Genomic DNA, 21,504 nt, shown 5'->3' with positions numbered 1-21,504 from the left:
AGATGGGGGAATTAACTCCCAAGAGTATGCCAACTATCGTTCTTTCGCCTGAAATCCCGATGCCGACAAGATTAGCGCTAGTGGCTTAAATAAAACTTAATCCATTGCAAAAAAAGACTTTATTTCCTTAGCCTTTAGTCAAACTTGCCCACAAATCCTCAAGGTTTCAGTTCGCTTCTGGGGTATTAAGTTGCTGACGTTTTTCCATCAAATCTTTAATCAAAGGTGTAAGGATCAGCTCCATCGCCAGCGACATTTTGCCGCCGGGGACGACGAGTGTGTTGACCCGTGACATAAATGAACCTTGGATCATATTGAGGTAATAGGGGAAGTCGACATTATTGATACCGCGGAAGCGGATCACCACAAAGCTCTCGTCTAAGCTCGGAATATCTTTGGCACTAAATGGGTTAGAGGTATCGACCGTCGGTACTCGCTGAAAGTTAATGTGAGTGCGGGAGAACTGTGGCGTCATGTGCTTAATATAGTCGTCCATACTGCGCACAATTGACCCCATGACTTTTTCACGGCTGTGACCACGTTCTGAAGTATCGCGGATAATTTTTTGGATCCACTCTAAGTTGACTATGGGCACCATGCCGATCAGCAAGTCTACATGCTGGGCGACATTGGCATCACCAGTAACCACACCGCCATGTAAGCCTTCGTAGTAGAGCATATCGGTATTTTCAGGTAGTGGTCGCCATTGGGTAAAAGTGCCGGGCATCTGGTTAAAAGGCACTGCCTCATCGAAGGTGTGTAAATAGCTGCGGGTTTCACCTTGGCCTGTGGTGCTGTAATCGCGAAAGCATTGTTCTAAACGAGCAAAGTTATTAGCCTCTGGGCCAAAATAGCTAAGATTGCGGTTTTCAGCTTGGGATTTGCGGATCATCACTTCCATTTCAGCGCGGGTAAAATGATGAAAGCTGTCGCCTTCGACAAAGGCGGCGTTGATCCCGAGTTGGCGAAAAATATGGCTAAAGGCGGTGGTCGTCGTAGTGGTTCCCGCGCCTGATGAGCCTGTAACTGCAATAATGGGATGTTTTGCTGACATTTTTTCTACCTAGCTAGGAACCAAAAGAGCCGCTTATGGGGAAGCGATAAAAACGCGAGTACTATTTATACGGTACAGAGGTAGGACTGGTCAATCTTGCTGCTGTGCTATTTGATCCGCTGAGCGTATCGCGAAGGACTCATCGTCTTCACTGTACTCTAATTTCAGCTTACCTTGTTTAAGTGCTTGTTGACATTGGACTATCGCCTGAGCAAGCTCCTGTTCATCGAGACTGGCAAAGCTGCCATCCTCCACTTGACCGAAGAGATATTCGCGGATCACATTGGCGAGCGTTTCCTTGGGGAGTTGTAACAGGGTTTCATAGGGAATGAGCATCGGTGTTTCCTTGGGTAATATTGTCGCCGTTGATTGGGTCTGCAGTAAGCGAGTGAACACTTTGATCGCCTAGTAAAAAATGTAAAATCCGTCGCTCAAGGTAGAAGCGCGGTTTCCAAGGTGTACCGCCTTCGATAAAGCCGACATGGCCGCCATAGGGATGCAGTTCGTATTCCACATAGCCCGACAATTGACTTGATTGGGGGATCACTTCATCGGTCATAAAGGGATCGTCTTTAGCATGTATGATGAGCGTCGGTTTAGTTATACGGCTGACAAAGGGTAAGCCACTGGCACGCGTATAGTAATCGTCTACGCCGTCAAAGCCGTGTAATGGCGCTGTGACTTTATCGTCAAAATCATAGAAGGTATTTAAACGGTCTACCTGTAACTGGCTTAGCGGCATAGAGATGGCTAAGTCGGGATCATTCAGTTTATGGCTGATTTTCTGTTGTAACTGTTTGATTAAATAGCTTTGATACACCTTTGAAAAGCCATTTTCCAAGCGTTTAGCGCAGGCTGACAATTGCAGCGGCGCAGAGACAACCACAGCGCGGGCTAATAAACTATCATCCTGATATTCGCCTTGATACTTAGTCAGCACATTGCCGCCTAAACTGTAACCTACGGCTAATAAGGGCGATTGTGGATACGCGCTTTTCAGTGTCGATAGACTAAACTGTAAATCGTCCGTGTCACCACTGTGATAACTGCGGGCAAGGCGATTGGCCTCACCCGAACAACTTCTGTGATGATGCACGACGGCTGCGAGTTGCTGTTCTTTACAGGCTTGCAGTATCCGCCGCGCATAATGGGACTGAGCACTTCCTTCTAAGCCGTGGATGATCACCACGATCGGTTTGCCAGACTGTGGAACATCCTGCCAATCTAAATCGATAAAATCGCCATCAGGTAACTCTAAGCGCTGCCGCTGTAATGCTGGTTTGGCCACTTTAGTGAATACGGGTAAAATCGTTTGTATATGGGGACTCTTGGCCCACCAAGGTGGCATAAAGGAATTTGGCATAGATGTTTATCTTGGTATCGGCTATTGCTGAAAATTAAAACGTGTGTTTAATTTATACCCAAACCAACTCAAAATGCTGAAATTCGTATTTTGAGGTCGCTTGGGTATAAACTCGCGGCCATTGTAGCACAATTGTTTTTTATGCTGATATTTAGGCCGACATTTAGGCTGATAATTAGGAGATAGAGATGAAGCGACGAACCTTTATAATGGGCGCGTTTGCCGGTACGGCGGCGTTAGCCTTAGGGGTTAATCTCTATTCTCCTGAGTTTAGTTTGCCCGAGGATAGCGAAGGCAAAGATTATCGTTTGTTGTTTAGCGTGCTTTTGCCTGTGATGCTCGACGGCGCCTTGCCTGATGTTGCCATCCATAAGTTGGCGGCGCAAAACCGCACTTTAGATGCCATCAAACAGTCGATTGCTGTGTTACCCGATGAGCAGCAGACCGAATTGTTTGAGCTGCTCGATATGCTCGAAAATCGTCTTGGTTTACTGGTACTCACCTCGAGCATGACGCCGCTATTGATGCGCTCTCCCGCCGAGTTAACTGATATGTTAGAAACCTGGCGCCACAGTTATTTTGCTTTGTTACAAACGGCTTATCTCGGATTGCGGGAATTAGTGATGGCAAGTTACTACGCTTGTCCTGAGCACTGGAGCCGCCTGCATTATGCCAAGCCTGAACTGTTCAAATAGCGAGTCCATTTTTAACCTAATCAAACGCCGAATAATAAGCATCTTACCCGCGACAGTGGAGCACTCAAGTTGGCAATCATAGATCCTATAGTGAATGGTTTAAACTCTGGTTGGTTGCACACTGATGCGAGCCAATTGCAAGAAAACCAGCAGTTTGAAGCCGATGTGATTATTGTCGGCACAGGTGCTGGTGGCGGTGTGGCGGCTGAAATCCTCACCCAAGCAGGGCTAAGCGTGATCATGATTGAGGCGGGACCGCTAAAATCCTCCAGCGATTTTAATATGGAAGAGCGGGTCGCGTACCCCAACTTGTATCAACAAGCTGCGGCGATGAAAACCGCCGATAAGGCGATTGGAATTTTTCAAGGCCGCGCAGTCGGTGGCTCAACCACAGTTAACTGGACCACTTCTATTCGCACTCCGACCGAGGCGTTAGCCTTTTGGGCGCAACATAAATCAGTTGTTGGGCTTAATCGCGAGAGTTTAGATCCTTGGTTTGAGCAAATGGAACAACGGCTCAACATTCATGAATGGAATTATGAGCCTAATCGCAATAATGCCGCCCTGAAGCAAGGTTGTATCAATCTTGGCTGGGAATACACAGTGATTAAACGCAATGTGGCGGGTTGCTGGAATACTGGCTATTGCGGCATGGGTTGTCCGGTCAATGCGAAGCAATCTATGTTAGTCACCACGATTCCCGCGGCACTTGAGAAAGGTGCGCAGCTGATCAGTCGCGCTAAAGTGACTAAGATTGAGCACCATAATGGCCAAGTGTTTGCGTTAAAGGCGCAGGCGTTGGATGTGAATTTACGACCCACTGACGTTGAGCTGTTATTTAAGGCTAAACATTATATTTTGAGTGCGGGTGCTATCCATACACCGACGATTTTGATGCGTTCGCAAGTGCCCGATCCCCACCAACTTTTGGGTAAACGCACCTTTTTACATCCTACTTTGTTATCCGGCGGCGTATTTGCCGATTCGATCAATGGCCATAGCGGTGCGCCGCAATCTATCTATTCCGATGAGTTTGTTTGGAACAATGGCGCCGATGGTGAGCTGGGTTATAAACTCGAAGTGCCGCCGGTGCATCCGATTTTAATTGCCTCTAAAACCTTAGGTTATGGTACGAGTCATGCTGAGTTAATGTCACAATTCAATCAGTTGCAAGTGACTATCGCTTTGATCCGCGATGGCTATCATCCCGACAGTCAAGGCGGTGAAGTACACTTAACGGATAAGGGCTTTGCTTTAGATTATCCGCTGACCGATGCCTTTTGGCGGGCCGCGAGACGCGCTTTTGCTAGTATGGCGGAGTTACAATTCTCGGCGGGCGCCTTAAAAGTGTTGCCGATCAGCGATGGTATGCCTTACTTGTCCTCGTGGAAAGACGCCAAAGAGAGCATTGCGCAGATGTCACTCGCGCCACTGTGCACTATCGTCGCATCGGCGCACGTGATGGGCGGTTGTCCCTTCGGAGAAGATGAAAAGCTTTCTATGGTTAACAGTTATGGACAGTCGCACTATTTAGAGAATTTATCTGTAATGGATGGCTCTATCTTCCCGACCAGCCTTGGCGCTAACCCGCAACTGTCTATTTATGGCATCACGGCACGTAATGCCACAGCACTTGCGCAAAAGCTCACTGACGGTAAAGGGTGATGTTATCTTATCAAAATGCAGCTTAGCTTGATAAAGCTTGATGGGGTGTGAATGTCTGAAAACACATTACGGGAAGGTGGTTGTTTATGCGGCGCGATTCGTTATCAGATAGAAGGTGAACCCTTTGATGCGGATTATTGCCACTGCCGTTCGTGCCAAAAAAGCACGGGCTCTGCATTTGGGGCTTGGATGGATTTTAAACTCAGCCAAGTGATTTGGCTTAAAGGTCAGGTGACTGAGTTTGCATCGTCCGAGTTTATTCGCCGTGGATTTTGTGACAAGTGCGGTACATCGTTAACTTACCGACATACTCAATATCCTGATTATTCGACCTTGAGCATAGCGAGTCTGGACGATGCTAATCAAGTTCAGCCTAAGTACCATATTTATACTGAGAGTCAGCTGAACTGGTTGGTGATCGAGGATGACTGTGAACGCTATCCGCAAGGCCGCAGCTGTTAGCGGCTCAGATGATCATAGCGTTAATTTGATTGAGTTTGAGCTAACATGGTTGAGCTTGTTTTAACTTGATTAACTTAGATCAGGGCGCAATGAGGCCGATTTCGTTGGCGTCAATGTCACTGAGTCCAAACAGGCTTAAGTAGCTCACTAGATTTGTCGCTTGGCCGTTTGGGCTGAGTTCATTGAGTTTATTTAAGATGGTTCGCTGCGCTTTACGTTCCATCATCAGCTCAACGGCGAGCATCTGCTGATACTCTTGCTCATTCAGGCTGGATTTAGCGAGTTTACGTAATTTGCGATAGGGCGTGAGAAACCTTTCATCCCATTCACCTACAGCAGTCATCAGTGCTTGCCATTGGTCCGTGCTGTATTGCTGCGGCCCAGACACATCCATAGTGATATCTAAATATTGTGCCAGTAGCAGTAGATTGACGTTCACCTGACAGCTATTTTGCAATTCGAGACAGAGCGCTTTGTTTTGCGCATAGCTCATATCACACCATTGCCAGAGTTGACTGTCGAACTGGGTTAAAACCGCCATACTATTTCCTTGTATTGCCGCTGCTACTGACTTTTATGTAAAAGAACGCTGGAGTTATTGTTGCTCCATGACCTCTTGCTCCATTGCATCTATCTCTTCTTGCAACTCGAGCCATTGCATTTCACTGTCTTCTAAGGTTTGCGTCAAGCTCGTTCGCTCGGTTAATACCGAGGTTAGCTTGGCTTTGTTATCTTGATCATACAATTCGCTATCGGCCAGCAAGTGTTCTAGCTCGGCGAGGCGTTCACTCAGCTTTTGTTGCTCGGTTTCTAACTTAGTTTGTTTGCGCTTGAGCGGCGATACCTTTTGGCGGATTTCGGCCTCGAGGCGTTTTTGCTGCTTTTTATCAGCGGCAGGTTTGATCTCGTCGCTGGTGCTGTTTTGATTCGAGTTGGCTTTCGCCGCATCGAGCAACCATTGGTGATAATCGTCTAAGTCGCCGTCGAAGGCGCGTACTTCACCTTGATCCACCAAATAGTAATCGCTACAGGTTAATCGTAGTAAATGCCTATCATGCGAGACGACAACCATAGCACCTTCAAAGGTTTGCAGTGCCATCGTTAGAGCATGGCGCATCTCTAAGTCTAAATGGTTGGTGGGTTCATCGAGCAGCAATAGGTTAGGGCGTTGCCAAACTAATAGCGCCAACACTAAACGGGCTTTCTCGCCGCCAGAAAAGGGCCGCACAGGTGAGAGCGCCATATCGCCGTTAAAACCAAAACCGCCTAAGAAGTTGCGCAACTCTTGTTCTCTGGCATTAGGCGCCAGCCGCACTAAATGCTGCATCGGCGTATCGTCGAGGCGCAAAAATTCGATTTGATGCTGGGCAAAGTAACCGATATTGACGCCAGGATTAGGTTCATACAAACCTGTCATTGGCGATAACTGACCCGATAACAGCTTGATTAATGTCGATTTACCTGCGCCGTTACGGCCGAGCAAACCAATACGCGCACCCGGTACTAAGTTTAAATGCACCTTGCTAAGGATTGGCTTATCGCTATAACCGATCGCGACTTGCTCCATCTTAATCAGCGGATTGGGTAGGGCTTCTGGAGCACGAAACTCCATATAAAATGGGCTATCGGCTTGAGACGGCAACAACTCAGTCATGCGTTCTAGCGCCTTTAAGCGGCTCTGCGCTTGTTTGGCTTTACTCGCCTTGTAACGGAAACGGTCAACGAAGGACTGCATGTGCGCACGTTCTTTTTGTTGGCGTTCGAAGGCAACCTGTTGTTGCGACATACGTTCGGCACGAATGCGCTCAAAGGCACTGTAATTGCCTTTGTAGAAATTGAGTTTTTGATTTTCAACGTGGACAATTTCATCAACGATCTCATCGATAAAATCCCTATCATGGCTGATTAAAATCAGCGTGCCTTGATAGGACTTAATCCAACCTTCGAGCCAGTACATGGTATCTAAGTCTAAGTGGTTGGTCGGTTCGTCGAGGAGCAATAAATCAGAGCGACACAGCAGCGCTTGGGCTAAGTTGAGGCGCATACGCCAGCCACCTGAAAAGTTTTTCACCGGATTGCTTTGCTCGGCTTCACTAAAGCCCAGACCCGCTAACAATGAACCCGCGCGCGAATGAATCGCATAACCACCGATAGCGTCGATTTTGCCGTGTAAGAGTGCGATGGCATTGCCGTCGTTATCTTCTTGGGCCTTGTGTAATAGGGCTTCTAATTGACGATATTCGCTATCGCCATCGATCACATATTCCAGTGCCGAGACGTCGAGCGCAGGGGTTTCTTGGGCCACAGTGGCAATTTGCCAGCCAGAAGGCAGACTAAATTCACCTTTATCTAGGCTTAAGTGACCTAAAATTAATGCGAGCAGTGAGGATTTGCCTGTGCCGTTAGCACCGACTAAACCGACCTTATGGCCGGGATAAATCGTGAGAGAGGTCTCATCTAGCAGGGTTTTGCTGCCACGGATTAATTGCGCTTGGTTGATGCTGATCATTAACTACAACTTGGTTAGAACGTAAATTCGTCAGGGCACAGATAATAGCGTACAACCCAGTTTCAAACCACAGCCTGACCCGATAACTCGGACAATTATTCGACTTTTCAGGATGATCTTTAGCGAATCGCATCACATCGACCTAAGGCCTCATACTTTCAGGTAACACTGGTATTCAATCATCAGTGTGGCAAAATAGCGGCAATTTCTTCGGCCGAGTCCCTTGGCCCTGCTATCTGGTCCTTTATCTATTATGACAAACACTAAAATCAAAAAGCGTTTCGTAGCCGGTGCTAAGTGCCCAAAATGCAGTGCCAAAGACAGCATTTTACTCTACAAGGAAAACGGCATCGAAACCATTGAATGTACTGAGTGTGATTACCGTGAACAGCAAACCGATGAAAAGGTGACAGAAAAAGCCACCGGCGCAGTGATTGGCGTATTTAAACCTGACTAGGTTGAAGATTCAATTCAATTGGATCGCTTTGGCTGAGGACGCCTCTGTCCTATGTCTTATTTTTCCGTTTGTACCTTTGCGAGTAAAGGTGTGCAACTCATTAACCACTCGCATTCCAGTGACACGCCGCCTTTGGTTTCAAAAGAATTATCCCTATAGGCTCGACGGCGGCATCCATGCCGCCAACGGTCACTTCCATGCCAGTGCTTAATTCGATTCATTTCTGAGTACATATGTACTTAAACTTTCTCCTCAAAGGATTGATGTGTGTTAGGCACTTTGTTTTTTACCAATGTCAGTCACCATAAAAAGTCAGCCCTTATATCCATCAGTCATTACGTAAACCGTAGGCAAAATTTGATGGCTCTTTGGTCAAGGAGTAATGCTCGTGCTCTGCCCTAAATGCCTGTTAGGTCATTTGCAGTTTATTGGGCTGTTAAGGCCGCAGGGATTAGTGATGATTAACAACCAAAGTCAGCTAGTACGCATGTCAGGATAACCACACCCTCAAGACGAAGCGGAATGACAGCAGCCAGCCTTATGGGGTTAAGCCGATGAGGGGATAGGGTGTGAGTGTCAGCCTGAATGTGGGGCCAAAATGCTGTCAACTAAGGTCAACAATCAGTCGAAAGTGAGCGTAAAAGAATGAGAAAGCTAAAACAATATCAAGTAATTACCCATCAAACTGTATAAAAAACCGCTACCGCAAAAAAGCAAATTCCTATAGCATCATTCATACCGATTTACACGGATATGGCAGCGGCCAAGTCCAACAAGCGATTTATGCCCTGCAAACAGCGCAGCGCATAAATACTAAGACGTTAGGGTTTCCATGAAAAAACTCGCTTTTGCACTCGCTCTCATCGCTGGATATACGATCGCAGATGAAAACAAAGTTGATGACAGAGTGGTTTATGTCAGTGAAGAAGATCAAGAAATGAATAAAGCAATAGTTCAGGCTCAGCAAACACTTGATCAGTTTTTAATAACTTTCCGAAATCCACCTGAAGGAGCAGAGAATTTCAAGCTTAAAGTTATGCTCTCTGACAAAAGCGGTGTTGAACACTTTTGGTTTACACCATTTAAAGAAATTGACGGTGGGTTTGCTGGGGTGTTAGCAAACGAACCATCAGTTATAACGTCTGTTCAGACAGGAAATGTATACGCATTTAAGAGAGACCAAATCACAGACTGGGGTTATGAGCAAGCTGGGGTGCAGCATGGGAGCTTCACTGTCTGCGCCCTATTTAAGTTTATGGATCAAGAATTGGTGAAGCGCTATAAACAAGATCACGGTTTTGTATGCAGCTCCTAAAAAGTCGCTCAAATCGCTCACTTCGTTCGCTGGGATGGGCTAAAGCCTGCCCCTTAGCTTATACTGCTTTTAGTGTATTTATATTAGGGGGCTGTGACACTATATACGGTGTCTCTCGATACTCCCCCGTAGGCGTTGTAAGCCTTCCGATTGAATGTATGCTAGAGGCGACCAAATTAGTTGCTGGTGTTTCTGATGTGGAGCACCGAATAGAGGAAGGCGGTCGTGAGTTAACTTTCGGTGGTATACAGCAGCCAGAAATTATTGATAGGTTTCTCTATACCTACGATGGTTTATATGGGAATTACTATTTTCGGACTAATTACAAAGGCATAGCTGAGTTTCGACATACATACATCGATATCAATCGTCATCCTTCCCAATCTGAAATTGATAAGATCAGACCAATGATGATTCAGATTGAAAACTCTGTTAGCCAGCGCTGCCAAATAGATATATCTACAAAAACAATTGAAACCTGTATGGGAGTTACTTGTGAAGGTGTAAACAAACCAAAATAAAAAGTGCATGTGTTGGACCTCGCTGACGCTCGGCTTGTGTTGGCGGCGTTATAACTACTCATAAGCTCGGTTATAGTTTTGATGTTAGGGAGAGATGAAATTAATAAACTAATCACAAAAGAACACAAGCTACTGGTAGTTTTGTGTATATCAGTACTCCTTGCAATTTTTGTTCTTAAATGGACAAATGAAGATGATCCAATTTATAGGCCATTAATTCAGGATATGCGTTTGGTTGACTCTGTTACAATCGCAGATGTATTGGATCAAGAGCATATTCATTACTATGCCGATGTTAAAAACCATATGCTTTACGTCAACCGAGAACAATCAGAACTAGCTCGTGTATCGTTGGCTAAAATTGGTATTGTTATTGAGTATCCCGAAGTTACTAAACATTCTGATTTGAATAAAGCTTATGATGAATTCATCAAACAAAAGAAACTAGAAGAAGAAACTGGAAAAATATGGCAAAAACCTTGGTTCTTTAAATTAGTCAAATTGATTATGGGTGCACTGGTGATCATAGTCCTAATTCTTGCTGTTGTTCGCCCTGCTCTCGCAGCAATCATCAATGACGAAGATGGCAAGGAGTTATAACAAGCGGTTTATGGTTGGAACGCAAAAAAGCTTGGCTTGCGCTTCTTCGTTGCTCATTTTAGCCAAGCATTTTCCGCCCCATAATTGGGCGAAGGGTTATAGGAAAGTTATGAAGTGGACTGAGCCATGGGGCATTTCCATTAAGCATCAGAAAAATTTAAATCTAGTCTCAAGACCTGTACTACTTAGTTGTTTAAAATGGACTGTTGGCTTATTCATTTTAACTTTAGTTTCATTAGCTGCCAGAGATAATGTTATTCAAGCTGTTATTCAAGTTTTATGGGTTGCGCCAACATTTGGGTTTGGTCTTGGTTGGATAATCTACATAATTACTTGGCTTTCACCGGTAAAAATCTCCTCTGGGCCAAATGGAATTGTTCGTGAGAAAGGAGGGAGCCTAGTATTGATTCCATGGAACCAAATTACTAGTTATCAAATTGTTGGGCTAGAGGGTTTAAACAAGTTAAGTTTAAAACTCTTGGATAACAGCGAGCATTACTTTTTCATTCCAGAAAAGGTAGATCCCTTTACAATCAAGAACGAAATCGAATCTAATTTAGGTTCAATGTAACCCTAACAAGCCAAGTCAACGGGACAATTTTAAGCTGGTCCTGTCGCTTCGCTCCTTATTTTAGCCGGCTTAAAAGTTGCCCTGCTTGGGACGTTAGTTAACACGGAGGTTCTGTCGCAGTATGAATGTATTCTTAATTATTGCAGGTGCATTAAGTGCCGTTGTAGCCATTCTTCATATAGGTTGTATTTATTTTGGCGCTCCTTGGTATCGTTTTTTTGGTGCGGGTGAACAAATGGCTTTGCTTGCTGAGCGCGGTAGTATTCAACCTACATTAATTACCAGTGGTATTGTTCTTGTTCTCTCTATTTGGTCGATTTACGCATTTTCTGCGGCAGGTGTAATTGTTCGTTTACCTTTACTTCGTTTAGCTCTTATTCTCATCACTTTTATTTATTTACTTCGCGGTGTTGCCGGTTTCTTTTTAGTCAGCTCTCCTATGGGGCGTTCTCCTGAGTTTTGGATGTGGAGTTCATTGATTTGTTTAAGTTTTGGTATTATTCACTTCATTGGTTTAAAACAGCAATGGTCAAATTTATGAGAAAAATGCAACCTAACTAGTCGTTAAAGCAGGACAACAACAGTTGGTTTTTGTCCTGCGTCGCTTATTTAAATCAACTATTTTTGCCTTTTAATGAGGCGTTATAGCGCAATTGAAATACAGCAAGATTCGGGTCGGCAGTAGTCGTTCGGCCTCCTAATATAGCATCTGTTCGGGCATATGCCCTTTTATAGTAAACAGATCCCAGAGGAATAACGATGACTATACTTGCCAACAAAGTCGCTATTGTTACCGGCGCCAGCACCGGAATTGGTTACGCAGCCGCGAAGCTTTTTGCCAGAGAAGGAGCTGCCGTAGTGGTGGCTGCAAGGCGACAGAAGGAGCTTGATGACCTTGTGGACTTAATCAACACGGAAGGCGGGCAGGCACTGGCACTAGCCGGTGATGTTGGCGAAGAAGCTTTTGCCAAAGCTTTGGTAGATAAGGCGGTAAGCCACTTTGGTGGATTGGATATCGCTTTTAACAATGCGGCTATCCTGGGTGCTATGGGCCCTGTCCCGGTGATGTCGCTCACGGACTGGAATCAGGTTATTGCCACCAATTTAACCAGCGCATTTTTGGGCGCAAAGTACCAACTGCCCGCCATGGCTGCCCGAAAAGGAGGTTCGTTAATTTTCACCTCTACCTTCGTTGGTTACACTGCAGGTATGCCAGGCATGGCAGCCTACGCAGCCAGTAAGGCTGGCCTTATTGGGTTGACTCAAGTGCTGGCGTCAGAGCATGGGCCTCAGAATATCCGGGTCAATGCCCTTCTGCCCGGTGGTACTGATACGCCGGCAGGACGTGAGTTTGCCAATACGCCAGAAGCATTGGCATTTGTGCATAATTTGCATGCTCTTAAGCGGATGGCTACACCAGATGAAATTGCCCAATCTGCATTGTACCTTGCCTCCGATGCCTCCAGCTTCACCACGGGGTCTGCGATGCTTGTCGATGGCGGTGTATCTGTAAATCGTGTTTGAGAGGCCGCCCCATGTCAGACTATGACCGAATCGCAAGTGCTATGGCCTATTTGGTTGATCGGGCAATTGATCAGCCCAGCCTTGAAGAGATAGCGGCCCATGTGCATTTGAGTCCGTATCACTTTCAAAGGCTGTTTTGTCGCTGGGCTGGTACTACGCCGAAGCGCTTTTTACAGGTGCTGACATTGGAGCGGGGCAAAGGATTGCTGGATAATTCCCGCTCCTTGCTTGATGTCTCACATGAGCTTGGGCTAAGCGGCAGTTCAAGGTTGCATGATCACTTTGTGCAACTGGAAGCAGTCACCCCCGGCGAGTATAAAAATCGAGGTAAGGAGGTACAAATCGAGTATGGCGTACATCCTACCCCACTGGGGCCCATGTTTGTGGCCGTAACCTTGCGTGGTGTTTGCCGGGCAGCGTTTATGGACTTCAATAGCATGGAGGAGTTGTTGGATGACTTGCATAACGATTGGCCTCTCAGTTCGATCAGAGAAAATTTGGCATCTACGCGTCATGTTATTGATGCCTTTTTTAGCAGTGGCACAGCTTCCCGGCAAGGTCCGCTGTCGCTCCATGTGACAGGAACAAATTTCCAGATCGCTGTGTGGCGTGCTTTGTTGAAAATACCACCGGGCGCTGTGGCCAGCTATGCCGAAGTCGCCAGATCCCTCGGCGCACCCAGGTCTGCAAGGGCTGTTGGTAACGCTATTGGAGCAAATCCAGTTGCTTTGCTGATCCCCTGCCACCGGGTTATCCAGCAAAGTGGCGCGCTGGGGGGGTATCGCTGGGGACCAACCAAGAAGCTGATGGTACAAACATGGGAAAAAATGCGTGATGAACCGGTTGCGCTATAACAATGCCATGCAACCAACGCTCATACCTCGCTCGGCTGATGGCGAGCGTTACCCATAGAAATTTTAATCCGAAAGTTACAAATCAGAGTATTCGCACTAAGAAGCTTTTGTCCAAAAAGTGTGTTGCGTATGTCTTTTAAATCTACAGGTTACGCTAAAGCCAAAACGGTGAGCTAGGGTGATTAGCCAGACGACCGTCCACCCCATGGGCGGACTGGCTGCAAGTTGACGAGTCAATGCGATGGCAAACCTGTGTGAGTGGATATCAACAGCCTACCGTTCTATTTTTTCGAATGTTTAGGCCGTGATTTCGCGTTATTCTTTTGTAAACTTCCTTGTTATTCTGCCTTCATCAGCAAAGCGTTTGCGTCTTGTGTTAGCCGTACGGTCTTGGCGTTTCATGTATCGCTTTGCTCAACCGATAGGAGAACAGCAATGAAAGTATTAAGTCAGTTTTCCGCCAAAGCCGCGATGGATGGCGATGGGGTCAATATTCGCCGTGTCGCCGATTTTGTGACGACTAAATTTGATCCTTTCTTGATGATCGACGAAATAAAATCCGATGATGAACAAGATTTTATTGGCGGCTTCCCCGCACATCCCCATCGCGGGATGGAGACCTTCACTTACATTCGTAAGGGCGGTTTTGAGCATCGCGACCAAATGGGTAATGTGAAGGCGATTCGTACCGGCGATGTGCAGTGGATGAGCACCGGGTTCGGAGTAGTACACTCTGAAATGCCGCTGGCCGATGCAGTTGATGGTCTGCATGGATTCCAAATTTGGGTCAATATGCCCGCCAAAGACAAGCTGCGTCCAGCGAAGTATCAAGATACCGCGGGTAGCGCGAGCGTTGAAGTGACCAATAACACGGGTGCAACCTTGAAAGCCTTAGCGGGTGATTGGGGCTTTAAAGATCAACCACTGATTAGTGCGGCTATCCAAGGATTAGCGGGCGACGCTGCGATTGCTGATTTGAGCCTAGCGCCAAACGCTGAGGCCAAGTTGGATTTGTCTCAACACGAGTTTGTCGCCTTGTACTTGTACCAAGGTGACTTATATAAAAGCGATTCGAGTAAAGGCGAAGATTCGCAGTGGTCATCTGCTTCAAATCAACATCATCAGGGCGAGTTTTTAGTGATCGATAGCCAAAGTGTGCTTAAGCTTAAAGCCGATGAGCGCGGCGCTGGGATGTTACTGTTTGCGGGTAAACCTATCCGTGAAAAAATCGTCCAGATGGGTCCCTTTGTGATGAACACCCAAGCGGAAATTCAGCAGGCGATTCGCGATTACCAAGAAGGGCGTTTCGGCCAGATCGCGTAATTTGTTAAATCAGCCGTGCTGAGCTAATTCTAAATCCAAGCCAATTTAAGTTTAAGCCCTGTATTCCTACAGGGCTTTTTTGTTGCTGTTTACGCCTGCTATGTCTATTGCTTAAGGACTTGAGGCAAAAGCCGCGCTTTGTTGTTACAATAGCCGTGCTTTTGGGTTGAGCGAGCCTAGAGCTTAAATCTAAACTCAAGCTAGCCTAAAACTAACCTGAATCTTGATAGACCAGTTTAATCGATAAGTAACGCAATTTCAGTAACCTAGCAGCCGCTTCGTTACCCACCACAGGATATTCACCTTGAGCAACTCTGATACTAAGCCTAATCCATCAATGGCTTTTTCGACTCTTAAGCTAAAACCCGAACTGCTTGAGAACCTTTCTTCTATGGGCTACAACGAGATGACGCCAATTCAGGCGCAAAGTTTGCCACCCATTTTAGCGGGGCAGGATGTGATAGGTCAGGGTAAAACTGGCTCGGGTAAAACGGCCGCCTTTGGCTTAGGGTTACTGAACAAGTTAGACGTTAAACGCTTTCGCATTCAAACCTTAGTGTTATGCCCAACCCGCGAGTTGGCCGACCAAGTGGCGCAGGAAATTCGCACCCTTGCCCGTGGTATTCATAACGTTAAAGTACTGACACTTTGCGGCGGTGTACCTATGGGACCACAGGTTGGCTCGCTGGAGCACGGTGCACACATTATTGTGGGTACGCCGGGTCGTATCGTCGATCACTTAGATCGCAATCGCTTAGATTTAAGCAATCTCAACATGTTAGTGCTCGATGAAGCCGATCGCATGTTAGAAATGGGCTTCCAACCCGCCCTTGATGCGATTATCGAACAAGCGCCACGTGAGCGTCAGACGTTGCTATTCAGCGCGACGTTCCCAGAGCAAATTCAATCGATTGCTAAGCAAATCATGTATGACCCAAGCATGGTTAAAGTTGAGGGTAATCACGACAGCTTGAGCATAGCCCAGCATTTTTATCACTTAGACGATGACAAGGCGCGTATGCAAGCGCTGCAATTATTGTTGTTAGAACATAAGCCTGAAAGCGCTGTGGTGTTTTGTAACACGAAACGCGAAACCCAAAAAGTGGCCGATGAGCTTGAAGGCTTAGGCTTTAGCGTATTGGCTTTGCACGGCGATTTAGAGCAAAGAGATAGGGACGAAACCCTGCTGCAATTTGCTAATAAGAGTGCCTGTGTATTAGTGGCGACCGACGTTGCTGCCCGTGGTTTAGATATCGATGCACTGGATGCCGTGTTTAACTATCACGTTGCCTACGACACCGAAGTCCACATTCACCGCATCGGTCGTACTGGCCGTGCGGGCAGTAAAGGCGCCGCTTATACCTTCTATAACGACCAAGACGGTTACAAAATTGCCTTGTTAGAAGAGTATTTAGAGCGCGAAATCACCAGCGAATCACTGCCATCTGAAAGCCTGCTCGGCAACACGCCTGCAGCGCCAACCATGATCACTCTGCAGATCGATGGTGGTAAGAAGGAAAAGCTGCGTCCAGGGGATATCTTAGGCGCGCTGACGGGCGAAAACGGTATCGAAGGCTCACAGGTGGGTAAAATCCAAGTGACAGATTACCGCGCCTATGTGGCCGTTAATCGTAAGGTTGCCAAGAAAGCACTGAACAAAATTACTGGCGGCCGGATCAAAGGAAAATCTTACCGCGCTTGGCCAATGAAGTAAGTTTGGCCTAGCTTGAGTTGAATCGTACCTCGATTTAATTCGCTCTATTTTTAAAGGGAATAAACTCAGGTTTATTCCCTTTTTTGTTGGGTTTTATTACCGCCGTTACTGTGCCTTTTGTCCACGTCACCGCTAATCTTATTGGGCGATTAAGTAACACTTTGTATTTGTCTGCTTAATTGATATGTCCCTCAGCTTGCCTGTGTTAGAAGTGATTCTGAGTAAAAAATAAATGAGCAGATAAACGGCTTTGTCAGGTGATAAGGCGTGCATCGGTTTGGAGTATTTATGTTTCGATGGACTATTTTACTAAGCATCTTTTTGAGCGCAGCGAGCGCTGCATCAATTCTGCCAGAGCCGCAACCGGAGTCTAAGTCAGAGCCGCAACCGTTACAGCACTTCATCTACATTAACCATCGTGAGGCTAACGGAGAAAACATTCGTGCCGACAAGGCGCTGCACGATCCCCGCTTTGGTGGCGCCCAGATTGTTTATACTTGGCGCAGTTTAGAGCCTAAGCAGGGCGAATATGATTTCAGCACGATTAGGGCCGATATTGCGTATCTCGATTCGATAGGCAAAAAATTGTGGATCCAGCTGCAAGAGAAATCCTTTACGCCCAGAGTCAATGTGCCGCGCTATTTGCTCGATGATCCTATTTATCAAGGCGGCGTGTTGAAGCAAAGCATGTTGAGTGCACCAGAGCGTGATCCCAATAAACCGGTGACGGATGATGAGTATGGCTGGTCAGCCAAAATGTGGGAGCCCTCAGTGCGTGCACGTTATCAACAATTGGTGCGTCAGCTTGGCCAAGAGTTTGATGGGAAAATTGCGGGCATTAACTTTAGTGAAAGCTCAATTGATGTGGGGACTGAAAACGCCGATGGAACAACCACCTTCCCCAGTGATTTTAATCCTAAAGCCTATATCGATGCGATTGGCGAGAATATGCAGGTATTAGCTGAGTCATTTCAGCATTCAACTGCTATGGTGTATTTGAACTTTTTGCCAGACGAATGGCTGCCATGGAATGACAAAGGCTATATGCGAGGCTTATTTGCACAAGCCAAATCGCTCAACATGGGTGTGGGTGGCCCAGATCTGATGCCTTACCGTAAAAGTCATATGGCACAAAGTTATGCCTTTATTAAAGATTACCCAGCGACACTGGTGAAAGGTATGGCGGTGCAAGACGGTAATTTGCGACAGATTAATCCTAAAACGGGTAAAAAGAATACTGTGCCTGAGCTGTTGGATTTTGCGCAAAACTACCTAGGCTTAGACTACATTTTTTGGGTTGAAGATGAACCCTATTTTACGGATGAAGTCCTGCAGCAGTTGCCAGATACAAAGGCGAATTAGCTTAGGTTGCCGTTTTAGGTTGTTTAAGGCAGTGATTGTTCAAAGCGTAGATAACGAGCTAAGCATCGATAAAGACAAACTAAGACAAACAAAAACGCCCAATTCCATACGGAGTTGGGCGTTTCTGTTTAGGACTTAATACGGCTAAATCGCTAAGCAAGTTCGCTTAGCTTTTGCATTAATCCTGTGAATGTCTTGGACGACTCGCACCGTTATTTGGGCGACGGGTGTTTTTCTTTGGGCCATTGGCGTAAGGATTCTCACCCGCTTGGCCACGATTCTCGCCAGCGCCTGAACGGCTTTCAGTTGGACGACTAGCGCCTGCGCTATTGGCTCGGCCATCGTTTGAACGTGGTGGACGAGGTTTGGCATCACTGCGGGGGGCGCTACTGGCTTCACCGCTGTGTCTTGGGTTCTTGTCGTTTGGCTTGTGACCGCTGCGTTGACCGTCTTTATGCTCGGCGCTTCTTGGGGCACCATCGCGTGAGCTAGGTTGGTTTGAGCTGCGGGTATTTCTACGACTTGGTACTGATTTACCGCTACTTTTCCCGCCGCCCAAACGTGACTCAGGCAATTCATGGTTAAAGCCTTCAACCATTTCTCGGTCTAATACGCGATTGATCAAACGCTCGATATCGTTCAACAGTTTGATTTCTTCGTTACTTACCAGTGACACTGCTTGACCCGATGCGCCAGCGCGGCCAGTACGGCCGATACGATGCACATAATCTTCTGGCACGTTCGGTAAGTCGAAGTTAACCACTTGTGGTAATTGGTCTATGTCTAAACCGCGGGCAGCAATATCGGTTGCTACCAGTACGCGAGCTTGACCATTTTTAAAGTCGGCCAAGGCTTTAGTACGGGCGGTTTGGCTCTTGTTACCGTGGATAGCGGCGGCTTTGATACCTGCCTCTTCAAGGCTTTTCGCCAGACGGTTAGCACCATGTTTAGTGCGCGAGAATACCAACACTTGTTGCCAATCGTTTTGCTTGATGAGTTGGATCAAGAGTGCCGATTTTTGGCTCTTATCAACAGGGCAAACCCATTGTTTTACTGTGGTCGCTGCCGCGTTACGCGGCGTGACCGAAATTTCGACTGGATCATTGACTAGGCCTTTGGCCAGCTCACGAATTTCATCGGAGAAGGTGGCTGAGAACATCAGGTTTTGACGTTGCTTAGGTAAAATGGCCAAAATTTTACGAATATCGCGGATAAAGCCCATGTCGAGCATGCGGTCGGCTTCATCTAACACTAAGATCTCAAGCTGGCTGAATTTCACCGCTTTTTGATTGTACAAATCCATCAATCGACCCGGCGTTGCGACTAATACGTCGACACCGTGGCGCAATTTCGCGATTTGTGGATTGATAGGCACGCCACCAAATATCACCGCTGAGCGCAGTGGTAAATTCTTACCATAGGTTTCAACACTTTCTGCAACCTGAGCTGCCAATTCGCGTGTCGGAGTTAACACTAATGCGCGCACTTGGCCTGCTTGGGCACGGTTACCTTTACTCAGGAGTTCGAGCATAGGTAGGGTGAAACCTGCTGTTTTACCTGTTCCTGTTTGGGCGGCCGCCATCACATCTTTGCCTTGAAGCACAGCCGGAATTGCTTGAGCTTGGATTGGCGAAGGTGTGTCGTAGCCTTGTTCGGCAACGGCTTTAAGTATCGGGGCCGATAAGCCCAGGGAGGTAAAACTCATAGATTGGTCTCTTGTGGCAACACTGTGCTGCATTTATGGTCAATAGCCAGGTCTGCTGGCGGGCGTGCAGCTTACAGGATCAGGGCTTTAAGTGCCATCTAATAAAGGTTTTTGGGCTGGGTTTCATTCATATTGGCACATAAATCGCTTGTCGGCGGCTTTCACTCGGCCTCGCTTATCTTTTAGGCGCAAGTTTAGATGGCAGAGTTTGAGGTTATGGAAGTTAATTGATTTCAAGGAACAAGATGACTATTAGGCCTATTTCATAATATCAATTGAAGTCATAGGCATTTTTTATCTAGAGTTAGAATGAGTTAGCGGTAGATCACGCTACAATAATGAGAGTGGTATAAACTAAAGTCGATTGGAGTAGAATTAACTAATAACGCAATTGGTTTCGCTATCTGTTCAGTTCGTGATTGATGTTATTCGCTGAATTTTTAACAATGAACCGAGCGAAAGCATTATTGAGTGTTTTCACGGTCACGTTTAACTGAGTCATTCATGTTTAACTTAGTCATTTAGATGGAGTGGCTTAAGAGCAGTTCTCTGCATGCTTGCGATTTATCTCACGTTTATTTTAGGATGAGGCATTGTAGGAACGGTTAAACGCCTCTCATTTATAGGTGGATTATGACAGCGATACAGCATATTGAACGCCTTGCACGAGGACGCAGTGAACAAGCCGTCGCTGTGATTAAAAATGTGCAGCAGATGTCAAATATCCCCATGCATGAGATGCAACTCGCGCTTAAACAATTGCTCAACTGTGGCCGAATTGCGCTGCATTTTCACCCCGATAGAATCGATAGCCGTGGTATGACGGTTGCCGAAGGTTTACTGCGCGATGGTCAATACCGTAGCCAGTTTGAGACGCATATTTCCAATGGTCAGTTGTCACCTGAGTTAGGTGGCCCGCGGGATCATTGGGAAAATCAGCTTTTTGGGGATGTATACAAGGGCACTAAATCTCGGCCTAAATACGGTGCACTCGATCTGGGGATGTGGCAGGACGGCCCTGCGCCGCGCTTTGGTAGCTGCTATTTTCTGACTCATACGAGTGCGATGGCGCGCTCAACCTTTAGTTATCTCGACTCGTATCGTAATCCGAAAGAGAAGGGCACGCTGTCATGTTTCGATGATATTTTAGCGGCGCTGCTGACTGAGAGTTTTGAGCGTCACTATGCCTTAGGCAAAACCGATTTTAAGCCGCTGAATGTGATCCATTACTTGGGGCATCAGCTCAATGCTTCCTTGCTGTCACGTTTCGAGCGGCCGCTATCGAATAATCTTGACCATTATATAGAGGCGCAGATCCATGGTGATGTTTCCCTCGATGAAGATATCGCCATGCTGGTGGCGGACCCCAGTTTTAAGGGTACTGATATTGGCGCAAGCTTAAGTAAAATTTGCGATAAATATGATATTGAGCTGCAATATCATGGTGGCTTTAGCCTGCATACGGCACAGATCCCCAGTGATTTCCGTGGGCCGACTATGCCATCGCTGGCTAATCGGATTGCCATAGAAGACAGAGTCGATGCCTATGCCATAGGCGTGGCGGCGCGGGATTTATACCATTCTCCCCAGCATTGGCGTGACCGCGGTAATCGTGCGCAAGTCGCCCATGAACTTAAGTTGCTCTGGCATGTGCTAGTGAAATACGGTGGAGTGCAATAAGCGCTAACTCTGTAAAAATGCTTAATTGTAAACGTAAGCATTAACAACAAAGTGAGTTTAGTGTGTAAATAAAACAGCGAGATAACCTCAGGTTAACTCACTGTTTTTATATAGATATTTTATCGTTAAG

General features: G+C 46.6%; 21 protein-coding genes. 15 read left to right on the top strand and 6 right to left on the bottom strand.

The genetic code is table 11. From position 1 onward, the window contains the following. Positions 1–166 precede the first annotated feature (166 nt). From KFE26_RS11370 to KFE26_RS11360, 3 genes are all read right to left on the bottom strand, one after another. Positions 167–1,054, bottom strand: a complete 888-nt coding sequence (locus tag KFE26_RS11370; protein ID WP_011847692.1) for a phosphoribulokinase — start codon at positions 1,052–1,054, stop codon at positions 167–169. A gap of 90 nt (positions 1,055–1,144) precedes the next feature. Further along, positions 1,145–1,390 (bottom strand): YheU family protein, encoded by a 246-nt coding sequence (locus KFE26_RS11365; RefSeq protein WP_212600459.1) that lies wholly within the window; start codon positions 1,388–1,390, stop codon positions 1,145–1,147. Beyond that, entirely contained in the window at positions 1,374–2,417 is a 1,044-nt protein-coding gene (locus KFE26_RS11360; protein WP_212600458.1) for a hydrolase, read from the bottom strand. Before KFE26_RS11360 ends, KFE26_RS11365 begins: the two co-directional genes overlap by 17 nt. Positions 2,418–2,605: 188 nt before the next feature. On the opposite strand from KFE26_RS11360, the gene KFE26_RS11355 reads away from it, so the two are divergent. The 3 genes from KFE26_RS11355 to KFE26_RS11345 all read left to right on the top strand — a co-directional run bounded on the left by KFE26_RS11355 (position 2,606) and on the right by KFE26_RS11345 (position 5,239). Further along, positions 2,606–3,112: a TAT leader-containing periplasmic protein gene (locus tag KFE26_RS11355; protein ID WP_105251529.1), complete on the top strand. Its 507-nt coding sequence runs from the start codon at positions 2,606–2,608 to the stop codon at positions 3,110–3,112. Positions 3,113–3,181: 69 nt separating this feature from the next. Beyond that, the gene (locus tag KFE26_RS11350) at positions 3,182–4,777 is read left to right on the top strand and encodes a GMC family oxidoreductase (RefSeq protein WP_212600457.1); all 1,596 of its coding nucleotides are present in this window, start codon (positions 3,182–3,184) and stop codon (positions 4,775–4,777) included. Between the two features lie 51 nt (positions 4,778–4,828). Beyond that, the gene (locus KFE26_RS11345) at positions 4,829–5,239 is read left to right on the top strand and encodes a GFA family protein (protein ID WP_212600456.1); all 411 of its coding nucleotides are present in this window, start codon (positions 4,829–4,831) and stop codon (positions 5,237–5,239) included. Between the two features lie 79 nt (positions 5,240–5,318). Here KFE26_RS11345 and KFE26_RS11340 read toward each other — a convergent pair whose 3' ends face one another. Together KFE26_RS11340 and KFE26_RS11335 are read right to left on the bottom strand one after the other, a co-directional pair. Next, on the bottom strand, positions 5,319–5,780 hold the full coding sequence (locus KFE26_RS11340; RefSeq protein WP_212600455.1) for a TIGR02444 family protein: 462 nt from the start codon (positions 5,778–5,780) through the stop codon (positions 5,319–5,321). Between the two features lie 54 nt (positions 5,781–5,834). Beyond that, positions 5,835–7,748, bottom strand: a complete 1,914-nt coding sequence (locus KFE26_RS11335; RefSeq protein WP_212600454.1) for an ABC transporter ATP-binding protein — start codon at positions 7,746–7,748, stop codon at positions 5,835–5,837. Between the two features lie 253 nt (positions 7,749–8,001). Here KFE26_RS11335 and KFE26_RS11330 point away from each other — a divergent pair, with 253 nt between their 5' ends. The 11 genes from KFE26_RS11330 (at position 8,002) to KFE26_RS11280 (ending at position 17,989) form a co-directional block, all read left to right on the top strand. Further along, the gene (locus KFE26_RS11330; protein WP_212600453.1) at positions 8,002–8,205 is read left to right on the top strand and encodes a YheV family putative zinc ribbon protein; all 204 of its coding nucleotides are present in this window, start codon (positions 8,002–8,004) and stop codon (positions 8,203–8,205) included. Positions 8,206–9,037: 832 nt separating this feature from the next. After that, the gene (locus KFE26_RS11325; RefSeq protein WP_212600452.1) at positions 9,038–9,520 is read left to right on the top strand and encodes a YegJ family protein; all 483 of its coding nucleotides are present in this window, start codon (positions 9,038–9,040) and stop codon (positions 9,518–9,520) included. After that, on the top strand, positions 9,508–10,041 hold the full coding sequence (locus tag KFE26_RS11320; protein WP_212600451.1) for a hypothetical protein: 534 nt from the start codon (positions 9,508–9,510) through the stop codon (positions 10,039–10,041). Before KFE26_RS11325 ends, KFE26_RS11320 begins: the two co-directional genes overlap by 13 nt. Positions 10,042–10,122: 81 nt before the next feature. Next, positions 10,123–10,641: a hypothetical protein gene (locus KFE26_RS11315; RefSeq protein WP_212600450.1), complete on the top strand. Its 519-nt coding sequence runs from the start codon at positions 10,123–10,125 to the stop codon at positions 10,639–10,641. A 109-nt stretch (positions 10,642–10,750) separates the two neighbouring features. Beyond that, positions 10,751–11,212, top strand: coding sequence for a hypothetical protein (locus KFE26_RS11310; RefSeq protein WP_212600449.1), 462 nt, complete (start codon positions 10,751–10,753; stop codon positions 11,210–11,212). 121 nt (positions 11,213–11,333) lie between these two features. After that, positions 11,334–11,753 carry a hypothetical protein gene (locus tag KFE26_RS11305; protein WP_212600448.1) on the top strand — a complete coding sequence of 140 codons (420 nt, stop codon included), beginning with the start codon at positions 11,334–11,336 and terminating at the stop codon, positions 11,751–11,753. Positions 11,754–11,971: 218 nt separating this feature from the next. After that, positions 11,972–12,736: an SDR family oxidoreductase gene (locus tag KFE26_RS11300; RefSeq protein ID WP_212600447.1), complete on the top strand. Its 765-nt coding sequence runs from the start codon at positions 11,972–11,974 to the stop codon at positions 12,734–12,736. A gap of 11 nt (positions 12,737–12,747) precedes the next feature. After that, positions 12,748–13,590, top strand: a complete 843-nt coding sequence (locus KFE26_RS11295) for a bifunctional transcriptional activator/DNA repair enzyme AdaA (protein WP_212600446.1) — start codon at positions 12,748–12,750, stop codon at positions 13,588–13,590. Positions 13,591–14,025: 435 nt separating this feature from the next. After that, positions 14,026–14,913: a pirin family protein gene (locus KFE26_RS11290; RefSeq protein ID WP_212600445.1), complete on the top strand. Its 888-nt coding sequence runs from the start codon at positions 14,026–14,028 to the stop codon at positions 14,911–14,913. Between the two features lie 337 nt (positions 14,914–15,250). Next, complete coding sequence (gene dbpA, locus KFE26_RS11285; protein ID WP_011847678.1) at positions 15,251–16,627, top strand: ATP-dependent RNA helicase DbpA; 1,377 nt, start codon at positions 15,251–15,253, stop codon at positions 16,625–16,627. Between the two features lie 288 nt (positions 16,628–16,915). Then, positions 16,916–17,989, top strand: coding sequence for a hypothetical protein (locus tag KFE26_RS11280; RefSeq protein ID WP_212600444.1), 1,074 nt, complete (start codon positions 16,916–16,918; stop codon positions 17,987–17,989). 178 nt (positions 17,990–18,167) lie between these two features. Here the strand turns inward: KFE26_RS11280 and KFE26_RS11275 are convergent, their stop codons facing one another. After that, complete coding sequence (locus KFE26_RS11275; protein WP_212600443.1) at positions 18,168–19,694, bottom strand: DEAD/DEAH box helicase; 1,527 nt, start codon at positions 19,692–19,694, stop codon at positions 18,168–18,170. 633 nt (positions 19,695–20,327) lie between these two features. Here KFE26_RS11275 and KFE26_RS11270 point away from each other — a divergent pair. Beyond that, positions 20,328–21,374 carry a DUF3626 domain-containing protein gene (locus KFE26_RS11270; protein ID WP_212600442.1) on the top strand — a complete coding sequence of 349 codons (1,047 nt, stop codon included), beginning with the start codon at positions 20,328–20,330 and terminating at the stop codon, positions 21,372–21,374. The last annotated feature ends 130 nt before the right edge of the window (positions 21,375–21,504 follow it).

Source organism: Shewanella sp. M16 (assembly GCF_018224605.1).
Classification (GTDB): Bacteria; Pseudomonadota; Gammaproteobacteria; order Enterobacterales; family Shewanellaceae; genus Shewanella; species Shewanella oncorhynchi.
Note: the sequence above shows the minus strand (reverse complement) of the source record. Positions and strands in the feature narration are given on the sequence as shown.